This window comes from Paenibacillus azoreducens (assembly GCF_021654775.1).
Classification (GTDB): domain Bacteria; phylum Bacillota; class Bacilli; order Paenibacillales; family Paenibacillaceae; genus Paenibacillus_AQ; species Paenibacillus_AQ azoreducens.
In genome coordinates this window covers 2,493,563-2,511,791 of the sequence record NZ_AP025343.1, presented here as the reverse complement: position 1 = coordinate 2,511,791, position 18,229 = coordinate 2,493,563, and the positions used below count along the sequence as shown (strand labels likewise).

General features: G+C 51.6%; 13 protein-coding genes. 1 reads left to right on the top strand and 12 read right to left on the bottom strand.

Features of this window, described 5'->3' with window-relative positions; translation table 11 throughout:
- Positions 1-69: 69 nt before the first annotated feature.
- From priA to L6442_RS10665, 9 genes are all read right to left on the bottom strand, one after another.
- A complete protein-coding gene (priA, locus tag L6442_RS10705; RefSeq protein ID WP_212978559.1) occupies positions 70-2,616 on the bottom strand; it encodes a primosomal protein N' in 2,547 nt (848 codons plus the stop codon).
- On the bottom strand, positions 2,613-3,836 hold the full coding sequence (gene coaBC / locus L6442_RS10700) for a bifunctional phosphopantothenoylcysteine decarboxylase/phosphopantothenate--cysteine ligase CoaBC (RefSeq protein ID WP_212978560.1): 1,224 nt from the start codon (positions 3,834-3,836) through the stop codon (positions 2,613-2,615). Before coaBC ends, priA begins: the two co-directional genes overlap by 4 nt.
- 214 nt (positions 3,837-4,050) lie before the next feature.
- Entirely contained in the window at positions 4,051-4,278 is a 228-nt protein-coding gene (rpoZ, locus tag L6442_RS10695) for a DNA-directed RNA polymerase subunit omega (RefSeq protein WP_212978561.1), read from the bottom strand.
- 149 nt (positions 4,279-4,427) lie between these two features.
- Complete coding sequence (gmk, locus tag L6442_RS10690) at positions 4,428-5,000, bottom strand: guanylate kinase (RefSeq protein ID WP_194229950.1); 573 nt, start codon at positions 4,998-5,000, stop codon at positions 4,428-4,430.
- Between the two features lie 16 nt (positions 5,001-5,016).
- Positions 5,017-5,277, bottom strand: a complete 261-nt coding sequence (gene remA, locus L6442_RS10685; protein WP_006209218.1) for an extracellular matrix/biofilm regulator RemA — start codon at positions 5,275-5,277, stop codon at positions 5,017-5,019.
- 60 nt (positions 5,278-5,337) lie between these two features.
- A complete protein-coding gene (locus L6442_RS10680) occupies positions 5,338-6,234 on the bottom strand; it encodes a YicC/YloC family endoribonuclease (RefSeq protein ID WP_194229951.1) in 897 nt (298 codons plus the stop codon).
- A 38-nt stretch (positions 6,235-6,272) separates the two neighbouring features.
- Entirely contained in the window at positions 6,273-8,138 is a 1,866-nt protein-coding gene (locus tag L6442_RS10675) for a bifunctional homocysteine S-methyltransferase/methylenetetrahydrofolate reductase (protein ID WP_212978562.1), read from the bottom strand.
- 258 nt (positions 8,139-8,396) lie between these two features.
- Positions 8,397-9,233, bottom strand: coding sequence for a diaminopimelate epimerase (gene dapF / locus L6442_RS10670; RefSeq protein ID WP_212978563.1), 837 nt, complete (start codon positions 9,231-9,233; stop codon positions 8,397-8,399).
- Positions 9,234-9,310: 77 nt separating this feature from the next.
- The gene (locus L6442_RS10665) at positions 9,311-12,109 is read right to left on the bottom strand and encodes a calcium-translocating P-type ATPase, SERCA-type (protein WP_212978564.1); all 2,799 of its coding nucleotides are present in this window, start codon (positions 12,107-12,109) and stop codon (positions 9,311-9,313) included.
- Between the two features lie 248 nt (positions 12,110-12,357).
- On the opposite strand from L6442_RS10665, the gene L6442_RS10660 reads away from it, so the two are divergent.
- A complete protein-coding gene (locus L6442_RS10660; RefSeq protein WP_212978565.1) occupies positions 12,358-14,112 on the top strand; it encodes an Rqc2 family fibronectin-binding protein in 1,755 nt (584 codons plus the stop codon).
- A gap of 173 nt (positions 14,113-14,285) precedes the next feature.
- Here the strand turns inward: L6442_RS10660 and L6442_RS10655 are convergent, their stop codons facing one another.
- The 3 genes from L6442_RS10655 to L6442_RS10645 all read right to left on the bottom strand — a co-directional run bounded on the left by L6442_RS10655 (position 14,286) and on the right by L6442_RS10645 (position 17,774).
- Positions 14,286-15,146: a PHP domain-containing protein gene (locus L6442_RS10655; protein WP_212978566.1), complete on the bottom strand. Its 861-nt coding sequence runs from the start codon at positions 15,144-15,146 to the stop codon at positions 14,286-14,288.
- Positions 15,147-15,713: 567 nt separating this feature from the next.
- Positions 15,714-16,934, bottom strand: a complete 1,221-nt coding sequence (locus L6442_RS10650; protein ID WP_212981629.1) for an IS110 family RNA-guided transposase — start codon at positions 16,932-16,934, stop codon at positions 15,714-15,716.
- 402 nt (positions 16,935-17,336) lie between these two features.
- Positions 17,337-17,774 (bottom strand): hypothetical protein, encoded by a 438-nt coding sequence (locus L6442_RS10645; RefSeq protein ID WP_194229957.1) that lies wholly within the window; start codon positions 17,772-17,774, stop codon positions 17,337-17,339.
- Between the last annotated feature and the right edge of the window lie 455 nt (positions 17,775-18,229).

Genomic DNA, 18,229 nt, shown 5'->3' with positions numbered 1-18,229 from the left:
ATGTGGATTCAATTAATCCTCATGTATTTCGATTTGGTTACTGCTTTTTCTTTGGCTATTTGGCGGGAATCACATAAGCATCTGCGGATCCACGTCGATAGCGATCTGGAGTTTTTGGTGCTGCGCCGTCTCCTCCAGCTGTTCCGCTGCTTCCCGCACCAATCCTACGGCATCGATATTCCCACGCCATTTTACCATACATTGAAATCTGTATCTATTTTTTATCCGCGGTATCGGCGACGCAACTGGTCCAAGCACGTCAAAAGCGTCGGATGTCAGCCGGTCAAGGCTGCCCAGCCATCCCCGCTGCCCTGCTTTTCCCTTAAGCGCAGTCACCATATTCTCGGCCATACGCACCAGCAGCGGAAGCTGCTCATGGGTCATCGTGACTAGAATCAGCCGGCAATATGGCGGGTAATGCAAATTCCGCCGATGTTTTAGTTCGTCCCGGACAAAAGAAAGATAGTCATGCCCGCTGGCATGGACAATGGAATAATGCTCCGGGGTGTAGGATTGAATCAATACTTCTCCGGGAAGCTGATGCCTTCCCGCCCGCCCGGCAACCTGCGTCAGCAGCTGAAAAGTCTTTTCCCCTGCGCGGAAATCCGGCAAGTTCAGGGCCGAATCGGCCGTGATGACGCCAACAAGCGTCACATCCGGGAAGTCCAGTCCCTTCGCCACCATCTGGGTACCAAGCAGGACATCCGCTTTTTTGTCGCGAAACTGCTTCAGCAGCTTCTCATGCGAACCTTTTTCCGTCGTCGTGTCCACGTCCATGCGGATGACCCGGATCCCCGGGAACAGCTTGGCCAGTTCCTCCTCAACCCGCTGCGTCCCCGTCCCGAAATATCGGATATGCTCACTGCCGCAATCCGGGCACACGGAAGGCGCCGGCGCGGCATAACCGCAGTAGTGGCAGCGAAGATTATTCGATTTTTGATGATAGGTAAGGGAGATGTCGCACTCTGGACAACCTGCCACATACCCGCAGCTGCGGCACATCACAAAAGTCGAATATCCGCGCCGGTTGAGCAGAAGCACCATTTGTTCCCCGCGTTCAAGTCGGACCTCGATCGCCCGATGCAGCGGACGGCTGAACATGGAGCGGTTGCCTTCCTTCAGCTCCTCGCGCATATCGACGATCTGGACGGACGGAAGCTTGTTTCCAAGCGCGCGGAGTTTCATCTCGAGCAGCATGGGCGCGAAATCATCATCCGCCTGGGAACGGGCGGCATAATAACTCTCCAGCGACGGCGTCGCCGAACCTAGAATAACGGCCGCACCCTGCTCCCGCGCCCTTCTAATCGCTACATCCCTCGCATGATATTTCGGGCTTTCCTCCTGTTTATAGGAGGTTTCATGTTCTTCATCCATGATGATCAGCCCGATATGCTCAAACGGCGCAAACACGGCAGAGCGGGCCCCGATCGCCACTTTCACTTTGCCTTCGCGGATTTTCCGCCATTCGTCGTAACGCTCGCCGCCGGATAGACGGCTGTGCATAACAGCGACCTGATCGCCAAACCGCCCTTTAAAGCGTTCGACCATTTGCGGCGTTAACGAGATTTCGGGCACAAGGACAATCGCCTGCCGCCCTTGCTCGATGCAACGCTGAATGGTTTGCAGATAAACTTCGGTTTTGCCGCTGCCCGTGACGCCATGCAGCAAAAAGACGTCATGCGCAAAAGCATCGAGCGCCCCCCGGATCCGCTCAAAAGCATGCTGCTGCTCGTCGTTTAGCGCAAGCGGAGCCGAAGGCTTAAAGCGCCGGCCCCTATAAGGATCACGAAATACCTCCTGGTCGACAATGGCAATCAGCCCCTTGTCCTCGAGCCCTTTAACGGTGGCTGCGGATACCTGCAAGGAAGCCAGAATCTCTTTCAGCGGCAGCGGAAGCAACTCTTTCATTTCCAAAATAAACTTCAGCACTTCACGCTGCCGCTGGGCCTTAGCCGGAAACGTTTCGAGCGCCGCTTCCGCTTCGTTCGCATCCACCGCCAAATCAACCGCCTTGAGCATTTTTTTCTGCAGCTTGTCTTTAATCGACTGGTTCTCCTGAAGCACTCCTTTGCGCAGCATGGCCTTGATGGTTTCAGCACTGTCTTGGAATACGCGGCTCAGCTGCAGCGCGGGAACCTCTCCTTTTTGCGCGACATAAGCCATAATGGTTCTGGCCTCTTCGGTCTGCTTCGTTTCGATTCGAACCAGCGTTCCCGAATATTCGTCCTCTTCTTCCGCTTCGGCCGGGTCTCCAAGCGATATGTACCTTTCGGCCTTTCCCTTCAGCGCAGTCGGGACCATGGCCTGAAGCGCCGTAATAAAGCGGCAGGCATATTTTCGACTCATCCATTCCGCCAGCTTCACCAGTTCGGCCGATAACGGCGGAACGACATCGAGTACTTCCTGAATGGGTTTCAGGCGAATGCCGGCGGCAGATGGTTCTTCTTGCAGCGCCACCACGAAGCCCTGTACCGTCCTGTGTCCAAAAGGAACGCCGACCCGGCTTCCCACCTCGATCCATGCCCGCATGGATTCGGGGATGGAATAATCAAAAGGACGGTCGGTATCCTTGACCGGCACATCGACGATAACCTTGGCCACTTGCGGCCGCGTCATCTCCCGCCCGCTCCGTTCATCCGCTCGGCCGCAATCGAAAGCAGCCTCCGCGCGATTTCTTCTTTGGACATCACGGGCATTTGCTCCACAAGACCTTTGGCATCAAAAACCTGCACGATATTGGTATCAGTTCCGAAACCGGCTCCCTCCGCCGTCACATCATTGGCGACAATGAGGTCGCAATTTTTTCGGACCAACTTGTCCTTGGCGTACGCCTCTACATCATGGGTCTCCGCTGCAAAACCGATCAGAAACTGATGGGCTTTGGTTTTGCCGAGCTGTTCCAAAATATCTACCGTTTTGACAAGTTCGAGCGTCATTGTGTCGCCCTTCTTCTTCATTTTGCTGCTCGCGGTTTTGGCCGGACGGTAGTCGGCCACCGCCGCTGCTTTGACGACCAAGTCGCAGTCCTGCCAATGTTTGAGTACCGCCTGGTACATATCATCTGCCGATTGAACCGCCTCGCTCGCGATTCCTGCTGGAGGGGCCGCGTCGGTATGGCCATGGATCAGGTAGACTTCCGCCCCCATCTCGCGTGCCGCCTTGGCAATCGCAAAGCCCATTTTTCCCGATGAATCATTCGTGATATAGCGCACCGGATCGATCCGCTCGATGGTCCCCCCGGAAGTGACGACAACCTTCCTGCCTTTTAAAAGACCAGACTTTACCTGCTCTTTCTCGGCAAAATAATTTTCGATGACGGCAACGATGCTTTCCGGCTCTTCCATCCGCCCTTTGCCGACGTAACCGCAGGCCAGCAGTCCTTCGCCCGGCTCAATCATCATAACGCCTCTTCGTTCCAGTATCCCCATATTCTCCCGGACCGCGGGATGCTCATACATATGCACATTCATGGCCGGAGCAACCATAATCGGCGCCGTCGTCGCCAAAAGCGTGGTTGACAGCATATCATCGGCCAGGCCGTGAGCCATTTTGCCGATCATGTTGGCGGTTGCCGGAGCAATCAACACAAGATCGGCCGCATCCGCGAGCCGAATGTGGGATACAACGGATGGGTCCCTTTCATCAAAAGTGTCGCTGAATACCGCGTTTTTGGAAAGGCTTTGCAGCGTCAGCTCCGTAATGAACTCTTTGGCCGAAGCCGTCATGATTACGTGTACGTCCGCCCCTTTTTGCGTAAGCTTGCTGCACAGACTGGCCGCCTTGTATGCCGCAATTCCCCCGGTAACGCCAAGCACGATCGTTTTGCCGTTTAACATGCGAACCCCCCTCTTTCATTCTCGGTTTTGCATCATTCAAATCCAAGCAGAGAAAAAAATACAACCTTGCGGTTGTATTGTACACAGCACTTATTGACGCAAAACAGGAAGCAGGCGCATCATATGCATACCTTCCCCCTGCGGCTAATAAAAAACGTCTATCGACGAATTCTTTAAGAAGACAAACCGCGTTTAACGGATGCTTTTCTTGCGATTAAAGCTTCTTGATGTCATTCTCAACCGCATCCAGTTCAGGAACGACGCGAATCAAATCTCCGTAAATTTCCTCAAGAGCCACGCCGACATATTTATGGGATTTCGGATGCTTGAGTTCGGTTTTTTCGCCCTCACGCAGTAGTCTGGCGCGTTTTGAAGCAGCGACCACCAGCGAATATTTGCTATCAACCTTATTCATCATCTCATCAATCGAAGGATACAACATGTTACTGCCACCTCATCTTATTCCAAAGTAAAAACGTTTTTCGCCCATGAGCCCTTAGAAAACAGGCCGCGCTTATACAGATGTTTTCGCGTGCTGTCAAAAAGCTTCTAGTCACAACGAAAGTCATTTTTGAGCCGCGAATTTTACCGTTACTGTCTCACCTTACAATGTTCGGCCACAATAATAGATTCTATTCGTTTGCACGCACAATCAATCTCGTCATTTACAACGGCGTAGTCATAATGTTTCATCAGACCGATTTCATCAACCGCAACGGACATCCGGTGATCAATGGTCGCCTTACTTTCGGTACCGCGTCCTACGATCCGGTCCTTCAGTTCATCGAGCGACGGCGGAAGCAGGAAAATAAAAACTCCCTCAGGGAATTTCTCCTTGACCTGCAGCGCCCCTTGCACTTCGATCTCCAAAATAATATCATTGCCGCTTTGAAGCGTTTTTTCCACGAAATCACGCGGCGTACCGTAATAATTGCCCACGTATTCCGCATGCTCCAAAAGCTCGTCGTTCTGCATCATATCCAGAAACTGCTCGCGGGTTTTAAAAAAATAGTTTACTCCGTCTACTTCGCCAGCCCGCGGACTCCGGGTTGTTGCAGACACGGAATACACAAGCTTCGGAAGTTTGCCTCTAAGCGCCGTGCATACAGTTCCTTTCCCGACTCCCGAAGGTCCGGACAATACAAACAATAATCCTTTTGCCATATTACTCCCCAACTTGTTATTCGTCATTATCGTCATCTTTGCTGGACAGACGATGTGCTACGGTTTCCGGCTGCACCGCGGACAAAATGACATGGTCACTGTCCGTGATGATCACGGCGCGCGTCCGCCGCCCATATGTCGCATCGATCAACATATGACGGTCTCTTGCTTCCTGAATGATACGTTTAATCGGTGCTGATTCAGGGCTCACAATGGAAATGATTCGGTTAGCCGATACGATATTCCCAAAGCCGATATTAATGAGTTTGATTGCCATAATCAGGTTCTTCCCCCTATACATTTGACCCTTGTCTCTGCTTTATGTCGAAATTGTCCTTTATTCTATATTGGCCAATTGTTCGCGAATTTTTTCCAGCTCCGCCTTCATTTCGACAACACGGTTTACCAGAGTCAGATGATTGGCTTTCGATCCAATCGTATTGACTTCCCTGTTCATCTCCTGAATCAGAAAATCCAGTTTCCTTCCGACCGGTTCATCCGCACGAAGCAATCCCTTGCACTGCTCAAAATGGCTCTGCAGCCGTGTCAGCTCTTCATCTATGTTGGAACGGTCTGCGAAAATAGCAATTTCCATACCAAATTTATGTTCATCAAAGGCAAATGAACCATCGTTAAGATCAGACAGCCTTTGTTTGAGCTTATTACGGTAGTCCTCAACGACTGTCGGCGCCAGCTGCAGCATTTCGGCATGCAGGCTCTGCAGCTTGTTTAAACGCTGCTCTACATCTGCCGCCATATGTTTGCCTTCCGCGCTCCGCATGGCCGCAAGCTCTTCCACCGCTTGCTGAAGGCCCTTTTCCAGAATCGGCCCCCATTCTTCGAGATTGGAATCACCCGGCAAGACATGCTGCTCGGGAGCGATCCATACGTCGGGAAAAGACAATAAATCCTTCACCGTCAGTTCGCCGTCAAGGCCATATTGCTGCGAAAGATCTCGCGCCGTCTGCAAATACGTCCGAACGGCATGTTCATTCAGCATGGCATGCGGCGCATGCTCGCCATCTTCTTCCCTGTTGACGTATACGTCAACCCGTCCGCGTTTTACATATTGCTGCACCGTTCTTCGCAGAGCGTCTTCGAAGCGTGTCCATTCACGCGGCAGGCGAAGCACGACTTCGCAATAGCGGTGATTGACGGACTTGACTTCAAAATCCACTTTATACCCTCCATGTCGGAGGGATGATCGACCGTATCCGGTCATGCTAAAAGACATCGGCACCACATCCATTACACTATTGTAATTGATTACGATCAACGAAACAAGGGGGACAATTGGCGACCGGATTTCTTCCATACATGTTCGATAAGCTGGGCGCTCATTTCATACAGCGTAAACGGCGTCATCAGGTAAATTCCATTAAAATTGTCCATTGCCACATCAAGAAGTTCTTTCGCAATTCTAACCCCCATCGCTCTGCCTTCCTCGCCTTCAAGTCCGGCCATTCGGCTTCTGACATCATCCGAAAGCTGAATACCCGGAACTTCGTTATGCAGATACTCCGCATTTCTGCCGCTGGCCAGCGGCATGATGCCCATAAAAATCGGAATATCCAAATGGCTTGTCGCTTCCTTGACGGCGCGGATCAGCTCCGGATCGTATACGGGCTGCGTCATGATATAGTCCGCGCCGGCCTCGATTTTCCTTTCCAGGCGTTTTACCGCCTTGTCCAGATGTTTGCCATGCGGGTTAAAGGCAGCGCCAACGACAAATTTGGCTTTTTGCTTCAGAGGTTTGCCCGAGAACGCGATCCCTTCATTCAACTGTTTGATCATACGTATAATTTCAAAAGATGTCAGATCATATACGGAACTTGAGCCAGGCAAATCACCGAACCGTGCGGGATCGCCCGTTACGGCGAGCACATGGTCGATGCCTAGGGCGTCAAAGCCCATCATATGCGACTGGGTACCGATCAAATTACGGTCGCGGCAGGCGATATGCACAAGCGGTCTCAATCCCGTTTCCACCTGAACCAAATGCCCAAGAGCCATATTGCTCATCCGTGTAACAGCAAGCGAATTATCAGCCAGGGTAAGGGCGTCCGCCCCGGCTTGCTTCAATCTATTCGCCCCATCCATGAATTTCGAGATATCCAGATCCCGGGGAGGATCAAGCTCTACAATTACCGTATGGCGCTGCTTCACCAAATCGACCAGCGTAGGCTCCCGTTTCTCCTCCGGCTTCAGATGCTCATGGAGCACAACCGGAGCCGCCTGCTCCGGAATCGGTTCGTATGCAATCGACTCCGGAACGTATCCCTCAAGCGCGCCGGCAATAGCCGCGATATGCGCCGGCGTCGTGCCGCAGCAGCCGCCGATCAAGCGGGAACCCAGATCGGCGAATTTAACGGCCATCTGGCCAAAATACTCCGGCCCTGCCCCATACTGGTATTCTCCGTCCACGTAATCGGCGACGCCCGCGTTAGGGTAAACCGACATCGGGGCGGGAAGATGGCCGCCAAGCGTCTTCATTGCGCTCATGATGCCGTTTGGCCCTGTACGGCAGTTAAAGCCTATACAATCGGCTCCCTCCTGCTGCATGATCCTGAATGCCTCCGGCATCGTATATCCATCCAATGTTCTCGCCACGTCTTCGACAGCGAATTGGCAGATGACAGGCGCGTCCGTTAAGCGGCGTGCGATGGACAACGCCAACACAAGCTCCTCCACGTCATAAAAAGTTTCGAGCAGAATGCCGTCGACTCCCTCGGTTAAGATGGCTTGAATCTGCTGCTCAAAGTATTTTTTCAGCTCACCTGTCGATACATTCGTCCGTTTGCCGCCGCGGATCGAGCCTACGGCGCCGACCACGTAGCCATTTGCTCCTGCGGCATCGCGGGCGATTCGCACGCCAGCCCGATTGATCTCGCCGACCTTGGTCTCAAGCCCGTATTTGGACAGCTTATCAAAATTCGCGGAAAACGTATTAGTTTCCAGCACCCGTGCTCCCGCTTCCACATAACGCCGATGAACATCCTTGATAACATCCGGGTTGGTTAAATTCAATTCCTCATACGAAATTCCCACAGGAAAACCCATTTGATATAAGAAAGTGCCCATCGCTCCATCCCCGACGAGCACTTGAGTGTCCAATGCCTTGCGCAAATCCGGTTTCATCAATATTCCCCCAGCCTGACCGTAGTTTCATACTAATGTAACACAAAACCATATATATTCCTACTAGTTTGGACGGAATTAGAATAAATTTAAAAAAGGCCTGTCCTGGATGCAAAGCGTTCTTGGTGCTAAGCGCTATAATCAGGTCTCAATTGCAACGGTCCCCCTCTGCGCAGTTCGCCTCTCTAAGCAGCAAAAAACCTGCCGCCACCCCGGAGGGTAGGCGGCAAGTTTCGATTTCGCATCCATTCTTCAGAATTACACCGTCACATTCCCCGTGTATACAAATGCAGCAGGACCGGTCATGTAAACCCGGTTGTCTTGTTCGTCCCACCGAATAAACAAGCTGCCGCCCTTCAAACGGATTTCCGCCTCGCGGTCCGTCTTGCCGTTCAGCACCGAAGATACCAGCGTGGCGCAGGCTCCTGTGCCGCAGGCCAGCGTCGGTCCCGCTCCGCGTTCCCAAACGCGCATATCCACCGTCCGCCGGTCCAGCACCGTCGCGAATTCCACATTCACTTTTTTCGGAAACAGGGGATGCGCTTCGAGTTTCGGCCCCCAGGTGTTCAAATCGAAATTGACCGCATCATCCACGTAAATGACACAATGCGGATTGCCCATGGAAACCGCGGTAAACCGGAAAGAAGCCTCGTCCGTTTCGATCGGAATGTCCACCACCTGTTCGGAATCAATCGTCGTCGGAACCCGCAAGCCATCGAGCACGGGCTGCCCCATATCGACCGTTACCGTAACGGCTCTTCCTTCCTGGCTTTGAATCGCAACTTTTTGCACTCCCGCACCCAAGGTTTCGATCGTAACCTCTTCCCCTTGGACATAACCGCGATCATACACGTATTTGGCGACGCAGCGAATGGCGTTTCCGCACTGCTCGGCTTCGCTGCCATCCGAATTGATAATTCTCATCCGGTAATCCGCGCGCTCGGACGGAAGGATGTAGACGAGCCCGTCGGCTCCGATGCCGAAATAGCGGTCGCACCATCTGAGGGCAAGCTCTTCCGCATGATCGGGAAGAGTCTGCTCTCCATATATCACAATAAAATCATTGCCGAGGCCATGCATTTTCGTAAATTCCATTGGCTTTTGCCACTCCTTAGCTCTGCTTGTTTAATGCTCACTAGCATAGCTCAAGGAGGGCTGAAAATGTATTAACTTTATGCAGAAATATTTGTACTTTTCGCTACGAAGCGCCCACCGCCGCCTTTGCGCTTTTGGCGTCTGCCGCCCCATACGCTGCCTACGCCCATCAGGAAGGTAGGAATGCCTGCCGCAACAATGGTGATCGCCCACTCGCGGAGGCCGAGCGGTACGGTTTTGAAAACGGGCTGCAGCGCTTCGATGTACATGACGCCCAGCATCAGCACGACCGAAGATAATACCGCCAGCACCAAATATTTGTTTTGCAGCGGATTGCGGTGAAAAATGGAGCGCGAGCTTCTGCAGTCAAAGACATGGATCAGCTGCGCGAGCACCAGGGTAGCAAATGCGACGGATTGCGCCTTGGCAATTTGGCCTGCATTGCCCGGATCGGTCTTGAGCGTCAGCCAGAAGGCGCCAAGCGTGCAAAATCCGATCAAAAAGCCGCGGCTGATGATTTTCCAGCCCAACCGCCGGGCAAAGATGTTCTCCCGCGCCCCTCTCGGTTTATGCTCCATCAAGTCTTTTTCCGGCTGGTCTACGCCGAGAGCCATCGCCGGCAAACCGTCGGTAACCAGATTCACCCATAAAATCTGAATCGGGAGCAGCGGCATGGGCAGCGCCAGCATCATCGCAAAAAACATCGTTAAAATTTCGCCTACGTTCGATGCCAGGAGATAACGGATAAACTTGCGGATATTTTCATAGATGCTGCGCCCCTCCTCAATAGCTGCCACAATGGTAGAGAAGTTGTCGTCACTGAGCACCAGCGATGACGCTTCTTTGGTGACGTCCGTCCCGGTAATGCCCATGGCGATTCCGATATCGGCTGCTTTGATCGCCGGCGCGTCGTTTACGCCGTCGCCCGTCATCGCCACAACATGTCCTTTGCGCTGGAGTGATTTAACGATCCGCAGCTTATGTTCCGGCGACACCCGGGAATAGACATAAGTATTGTCCACTTTGGCATCCAGTTCGTCATCATCGATCCGGTTCAGCTCCTGGCCGGTCATAGCCAGGCCGCCGCGTGGCATAATGCCGAGCTGCTGGGCGATCGCTTCCGCCGTCGTGCCATGGTCGCCGGTAATCATGACGGTTTTGATGCCGGCGCGGCGGCATGTGCTGATCGCATCGCGCACCTCGCGCCGCGGCGGATCGATCATGCCTGCCAGTCCAACGAATATGAGCTGGCTTTCCGCTTCTTTTTCGCTGTTTACAGCATCATGGGCGCGGACGTCCCGGTAAGCCGTTCCCAGTACGCGCAGCGCGGCCGAAGCCATCTGCTCATTGGCTGCAAGCACCTTTTGCTTTAACGTGGCCGTGAACGGCACCACGTTGCCTTCCCATAAAATATAGGTGCACTGATTAAGCAAAACATCCGGGGCGCCCTTCGTGCACAGCAGCTTGCCGCCCTGATGGCTGACCATAACCGACATCAGTTTACGCTCGGAATCGAACGGGAATTCCTGATCGCGTTTATACAATCCCGTCAAGGACTCCCGAGTTACTCCCATCTTGGAGGCTAGCGTCACCAACGCCCCTTCGGTCGGATCTCCCTTCAGTTCCCACGCCGTGCCCTCCGCTTCTTCTTTGCCTTTGCGTTTGCCTTTGGCTTCTGTTGGCTGGATTTCGTGAATTTCGGCATTGTTGCATAAAGAACCGATCTGCAGCAACCGGCGCAAAGCCTGATCATTCCGGATATCAACGGCCTTCCCTTTTTCCAGTATTTGTCCGGTTGGGGCATAACCGTCCCCCGTTACTTCCATCTCGCGTCCGCTGATCCACAGCCGGGTGACCGTCATTTTATTTTGGGTCAGGGTGCCTGTTTTGTCGGAACAGATCACCGAAGCACAGCCAAGCGTTTCAACCGAAGGGAGCTTGCGTACAATCGCTTTCCGTTTGATCATCCGCTGGACGCCCAGCGCAAGCGCGACGGTAACAATGGCCGGCAGCCCTTCCGGAATGGCGGCGACGGCGAGGCTGACGCCGGCAAGGAACATGCCTACCGCCGGTTGTCCATGTAAGATACCTGCTACGACCACCATGACAGTTAATCCGAGGGCTAAAATAATCAGCAGCTTGCCCAGCTGTTCAAGCCGATGCTGCAGCGGCGTTTGCTGGGCATCGGTATTCTGGATCAGGTCGGCGATTTTCCCCATTTCGGTTTCCATCCCGGTTCGGATGACAACCCCTTTGGCAGTCCCACGGGTCATCATCGTTCCCATAAAACCCAGGTTTTTCTGATCCCCCAAAGGGACCTCCGACTCAGAAATGGTCTGACTGTGCTTGCCGACGGGAACCGATTCTCCCGTTAGTGCCGATTCCTCAATGTAGCAGCTGCTTGTCTCCAGCCAGCGCAAATCCGCAGGTACCCTGTCTCCGCTTTCAAGCAGAACGACGTCTCCCGGAACAAGCATTTTCGCTGGTACCGAGACGACCTTGCCCTCCCTTAGCACCTTGGCAAACGGGGCGGACAGCTGTTTCAGCGCGCGCAGGGAACGCTCGGCCCGGAATTCCTGCACAAACCCCAGCACTCCGTTCAGCAAAATGATCGCAATAATAGTAACGGAATCCAGATATTCACCCAGCAGACCGGATACAAGCGTCGCCCCCAACAGCACCAGAACCATAAAATCCTTGAACTGGTTCAGAAACAGCGCAAATAAAGAAATCTTTTTGCCTTCGGACAGTTCGTTATTCCCATGCTGCTTTCTCCGCTCGTCCGCCTGATCTTCCGTCAGGCCATGCTCGGGCTTTACGTTCAGAACCTGCTGCAGATCATCGGCATCCATCTGATGCCATGCTTTTTGTTCCATGCTTCCCTTTCCCTCCCGCTCTTTGTGCTGCTGCCAAAAAGGTAACGACAGCTTTTCCACCTGCCCTAACGTAAATGTATTCGGACAGGACCTGAAATATCACAGGGGGAACCTCTTAAGTTTTTGCGCAAACTATGGCATCATAGAGAAGATCGGTTTTCATGGATGGGAATAGATCACGGAAGAAGCAAACCTGATAAGCAACGGACAAATCTGAAAAGCAAAAGAAAAGATAGGAGATATAAACTATGGCATTGGACGGAATCGTAACAAGGGCGATTGTGCATGAGCTTGAAGCCTGCCGGGGAGCACGGATCAGTAAAATATACCAGCCAAACGACCATGATCTTCTGCTTCACCTGCGCACGCGCGAAGGCAACGCCAAGCTGCTGCTCTCGGTCAACCCGACTTATCCGCGCGTACACTTTACGGAGCGGAGTTTTCTGAATCCGCAGGAAGCGCCGATGTTTTGCATGCTGATGCGCAAGCATTGCGAAGGCGGAATCATCGAGGAGATCAGCCAAGTGGGGATGGAGCGTATCATCCATCTGGCGGTTCGGCAGCGCGACGAGCTCGGGGATGTGTCTACCAAAAAGATTATCGTCGAGCTGATGGGACGCCACAGCAACATTATTTTGACCGATCCCTCAAGCGGAAACATTCTCGACGGAATTCACCATGTCACGCCAAGCATCAGCAGCTACCGGATTGTCATGCCCGGATTCGCCTATACCGAACCGCCGCAGCAGAACAAGCTTAATCCGCTTGAAGCAGACCGGAGGGAATTTTGCGTCAAATGTTCAGGCATTCTGGATCCCGTATCCTGGATCGTGGATACCTTTAGCGGAATTAGCCCGCTTATCGCCCAGGAGATCGTCTTTCGCGCCGGCACGCCAGTCATCGCCGATCCGCAGCTTGGCGAAAGCGAAGTTTATGAAAGATGCGCCGCGTTATGGGATGCTTTCGAGTCGGTTATGACGTCTGTTCGGAATAACCATTACGCACCCGTGACAGGAGCGAATGCCAAAGGCAAAATGGTTTTCTCCGCCATCGGCCTCACGATGCTTAAGGACGAAATCAAACAATTCAATTCCATCAGCGCCTGCATGGAGGATTATTACGGGGAAAAAGCGGAACGCGACGCGGTAAAGCAAAAGGTCAGCGATCTCCTCCGTTTTCTGCACAACGAACGCTCCAAAAACATCAAAAAGCTTGATCACCTCCACCAAGATTTAGCCGAAGCCGATGACGCCGACAAATACAGGATCTATGGAGAGCTTCTTTTCGCTTCGCTTCATCAGGTGAACAAAGGTGATAAACAAGCAGTGCTCGCCAATTTTTATGACGAGGAGCAGAAGGAAGTATCCATTCCGCTTGATCCGCTGCTCACACCGTCAGACAATGCACAGCGGTATTTCAAAAAATACAACAAATACAAAAACAGCCTCGTCGTAATCCAAGAACAGCTTGCGAAAACGAAAGAGGAAATCCGTTATATGGATGAGCTGCTGCAGCAGCTGTCCCATGCTTCCATGAGCGACATCGGCGAAATCCGCGAAGAATTGATCCAGCAGGGATATCTCCGCGACCGCAGCAAAAAGACAAAGAAAAAGAAAAAAAATGACCGCCCTACGCTGCATGTGTTCAAGTCAACGGAAGGCATCGACATCTACGTTGGCAAAAACAATCTGCAAAACGAATATTTGACCAACCGTCTGGCCGGCCCGAATGATACATGGCTGCACACCAAAGATATTCCCGGCTCGCATGTCGTCATCCGCAGTCCCGAATACAGCGAGCAGACGTTGGAAGAGGCCGCGCTGCTTGCAGCCTTTTACAGCCAGGCCAAAGAATCGAGCAGCGTACCTGTCGACTACACGCTGATCCGTCACGTCCATAAACCTAACGGAGCCAAACCCGGATTCGTCATATACGATCATCAAAAAACGCTGGTTATTACGCCGGACTACGACCGGATCAAACGCATCTGGAACGAGCTGTAGTCCACCGGACGCCAAAATAACCCCACAAAGTGACGCGTGACCTTCGAAGCTTATTCCGATTACTTTGCGGGGACCCCGGAAGTTTATACTTTCTGGCTGATATGTTAAAAAGCCGCCCCTTTTGTCTATGCCAAGACAGAAGCGGGCAGCTTTTTTTTTAATCTATAACCCTTTCACCGGTTTGCCGAAGCTTTCTTCAGTTGATCCAATACCGAGACGGGAACCGACCGGCTGCCGATATCACCGTGGAATACGACGCCCTGCCTTGCTCCGTGAAAATCGGAGCCCCCCGTCACGATCAGCCTGTATTCATCGGCCACCGCCTGATAACGCTTTTCCTCCTCCTTGCCGTGATCGGAATGAAAAACCTCAATTCCGGCAGGCTGAGCTTCCTCCAAAATCTTTCTGACCAGATCATCATCTCCATAGATGCCCGGATGCGCCAGCACAGGCACACCTCCCGCTTCACGGATCCACAAGCAGGCATCCTGCGGCGAAATCCGCGGAACGGATACAAATGCCGGGGCATTCTCCCCAAGATAGCGGTCAAACGCGTCCCTCATATCCCGGGCATATCCTTTCTTTACCAAGACATCGGCCATGTGCGGACGGCCCACGCTTTCATCAGGACGCAGCTCTCTTCCCAGCCCGGAAATAACTTCTTCCAATGTAATGTTCACGCCGAGTTCCTGAAGTTTGGCGATCATTTTTACGTTGCGCTGCTCGCGGGTATTCCTTAAATCGGCGAGCCGCTTCAAAAAAGCCCGATCCGAACAGTTTACGTAATACCCGAGCACATGGATGTCTTTGCCTCCGGCGCGCGTGCTGATCTCCACGCCGGGTACGACGTTTACGCCGCAGCGCTCCCCTTCCGCCATCGCCTCGGCTACACCCGCAACCGTATCATGATCGGTAATAGCGACAGCCGCCAGCCCCTTGGCATATGCAAGCTGCACATTATCCGTCGGGCTCTGCATGCCGTCGGAAGCTTGCGTATGCGTATGCAGATCGCATTTTCCTGCTGTTTGATCCATACTTGTTTCCCTCCTATGCTTCTTGTCCATTTATTGTATATGATCCGTTGCAAAACATACAAAATAACCCCACAAAGAGTATCGGAAAGAAGTCCGACGACTCACGAAGAGGGGCGCTTTTGCGGAGTAAAAGTACGGAGTGACGTGCAGCCTTTGAAGCTTATTCCGATTACTTTGCGGGGGGCCCGGAAATTCAACCCCACAAAGTGACGCATGACCGTCGAAGCTTATTCCGATTACTTTGCGGGGACCCCGGTTTATACTGATATGGCAAAAAAAAGCATGGAGTCCTTCGACCGGACCCATGCCGTTTTATCGTTTGTTTCGTTTTCCCAATATTGATGCAAGCGCTTGGATTATGTAAGAAAAACGTCTATCGACGTACTCTCATAGAAGACAGACCGCGTTTAGCGGTAATTTTTCTTGCGATATAAGGATGCGAGATCTCCGAAGTTTATACTTTCTGCCCTGAAAATTATCAGCTCGTAGTATCGTTAGAAAAGCCGTTTTTGGCAATACGAAACTAACCCCAGTAACTTGCTTTTTTAAAAAATGGGTTTGAACCGCTTAAGCCGTTTGTTCTTGAATGCTGACTGTAAGTCCAAGGGACTCTAGTCTCTTAATCGAGTTGTTAATCAAGATGTCACGCTTTCGCTTATCAAAGTAATCAAAGCCAAGCTCCACATATTCTTGTTTTCGCGTTAACAAGATATGTACGATCGTTAGAATGGTATGTCCTACGGCGACTGCGGCTCTATTTTTTCCGCGTCGTGCAGCAATACGATGATACTGGGCTGCCAGGTACGAATTTTTTTTACGTGTCACCGCCCGCGCCGCCTCAGTTAGGGCACTTCGCAGTTTTTTGTTTCCTTTTCGTGTTTTGGCTGACCTTTTCTTCCCCGCGCTTTCATCGTGACCTGGAGTCATCCCTGCCCAGGAACATAAATGGCCAGGGGTTGGAAACCGCGACATGTCCGTACCGATCTCTGCCAAGATTTGTTCGGCAGTTCGTTTACCGACACCGGGGATCGAATCCAATAACTTCAGGTCCTCAGCAAAAGGGGCCATACGTTTATCGATCTCTGTATCCAATTCGGTGATCAATTCGTTCAGATAATCGATATGGGCGAGCTGCTTCTCGATCATGAGCAGTTGATGAGGGCCAAGTCGCCCTTCCAGCGCCAGTTTCAACTGTTCTTTCTTCAGCTTTAGTTTCTTTTGGGCGAAATCGGCCAAGACAGAAACATCGGTTTCACCGTTAATTATGGCTTCCAACATGTTTCGTCCGGAAACCCCGAGTACGTTGGAAGCGACTGAGGATAGCTTGATGTTGCCGCCTTCGAGCACCTTTTGAAGCCGATTCGCTTCACGCGTTCGTTCTTCAATAATGCTTCGCCGGTAACGAATCACCTCTCGCAGTTCCCTTTGATCTCGGTCCGGAATATAGCTTCCTTGCACTAAACCATGCCGCAGCAGCTTGGCAATCCATTCAGCATCCTTGACATCCGTTTTACGTCCAGGGACAGATTTAATATGTTGCGCATTCACGACCATGGGCTTGAGTTCTTCCAATTCCAACAGGTTATATATCGGTTTCCAGTAGTCTCCGGTGCTTTCCATCGCGACATGGGTGCAACGGTGTTGTTTGACCCAGTCTACCAATTCAATCAGGTTTCGGGTCATTGTAGCAAATGTTCGAATCTCCTTTCCTTGAGGGGTGATAATGCAGGCGGTGATGCTCTTCTTGTGAACATCCAGACCGCAGCAACGTTCGATTAACACTTCCATACGTACTTCTCCTTACGACTGGGTGATTTTAAGGCTGGTGCAACTACCAAAAAGGGTTATTCTGCCCTGCGTGCTTCCCGAAGGAGCAACAATCTGCGATGCACCGGGTCGTTGTGGTCCGTCTTATATACGGGTTCGAGACACCAAGAAAGTACGACCTACCTTCGCCAGCCATAGTAGCAGTATGGACAAAATTTTCATCCATCAGTGGTGCCGCGAAGCGGCATGGAAGTCTTATATCTTAAGAAAAACATCTATCGATGTAATATCTAAGAAGACAGACCGCTTTTAGCAGTAGTTTATTCTTGCGATATCAGGATGCTTCTCCCTGTTGTTTATACTTTCTGATATCTTAAAGAAAACGTCCCATCGTCGTTCTTTCATAGAAGTCAGCCCCAAATACTATCTGCGTTTGCGCGTATTTTTGATCAAAGTCATTCTCCGGGAATGGCGGAGCCAGGAATAATACGATTTCAAATCTCTCAACTCAATGGTCTCTGACATGCGTCCCAAAAAAGTGACCACAATCATTTTATGCAAAGGGTTGCCGCAGATATCATGCTCCCCTTCGATTTCCGTAAATTCGGCGACAACAACCAAATCCTCGTCAATCAGATAAACATCCTGTTCATTGCGGTAGTACGGAATCATCCGGCGTTGTTTGAGGCACTCCCACATCCATGCCGCAATGCCGTCGCTCCGTTTATTTCCTCTTTCAATTCGATCATTATATCTTGTCTTCGCATGATTGGTAATGACAATGTCGGCAACCTTTTTATCGCCCAAAACAACATAGAATGGTTCATAGGTGCTCCATCTTTCCATTCCTTTGTCGCGCATGGAACATCACTCTCCACCGTATAGGACTTATTATCTAAGTATATTTACCTATCATGTTACATCATTGCCACATGTTGTACAAGTAAAAAAGACTTAAGCAGATAGAATTCCAGATGGCCGATCTACCAAAAAGGTTTGATTAATAGACTATATGCGCATTTTTTACAAATATTTCCGGTTTTTCAAGTTAAAAATCTGTCATCTTTCACTGCCGCCTGCAGCTGAAACTTGTCTTTTGAAAATAGTCTCTCGACGTACTCCCGAAGAAGACAGACAACAAAAAAAACAGCCCGACAAGGGCTGCTGCTGTTAAATCATTAGGTTCGTTTGATGGGAAGCCGCAAAAAGCGCGACAGAAGAACGGTACGTAAACTATCGCAAGAAAACCAGAAAACCTACCTATGCATCGTGGTCGCTCATCCTCGAAGTGGCTTCGACAGAGGTTTGCTTATCAA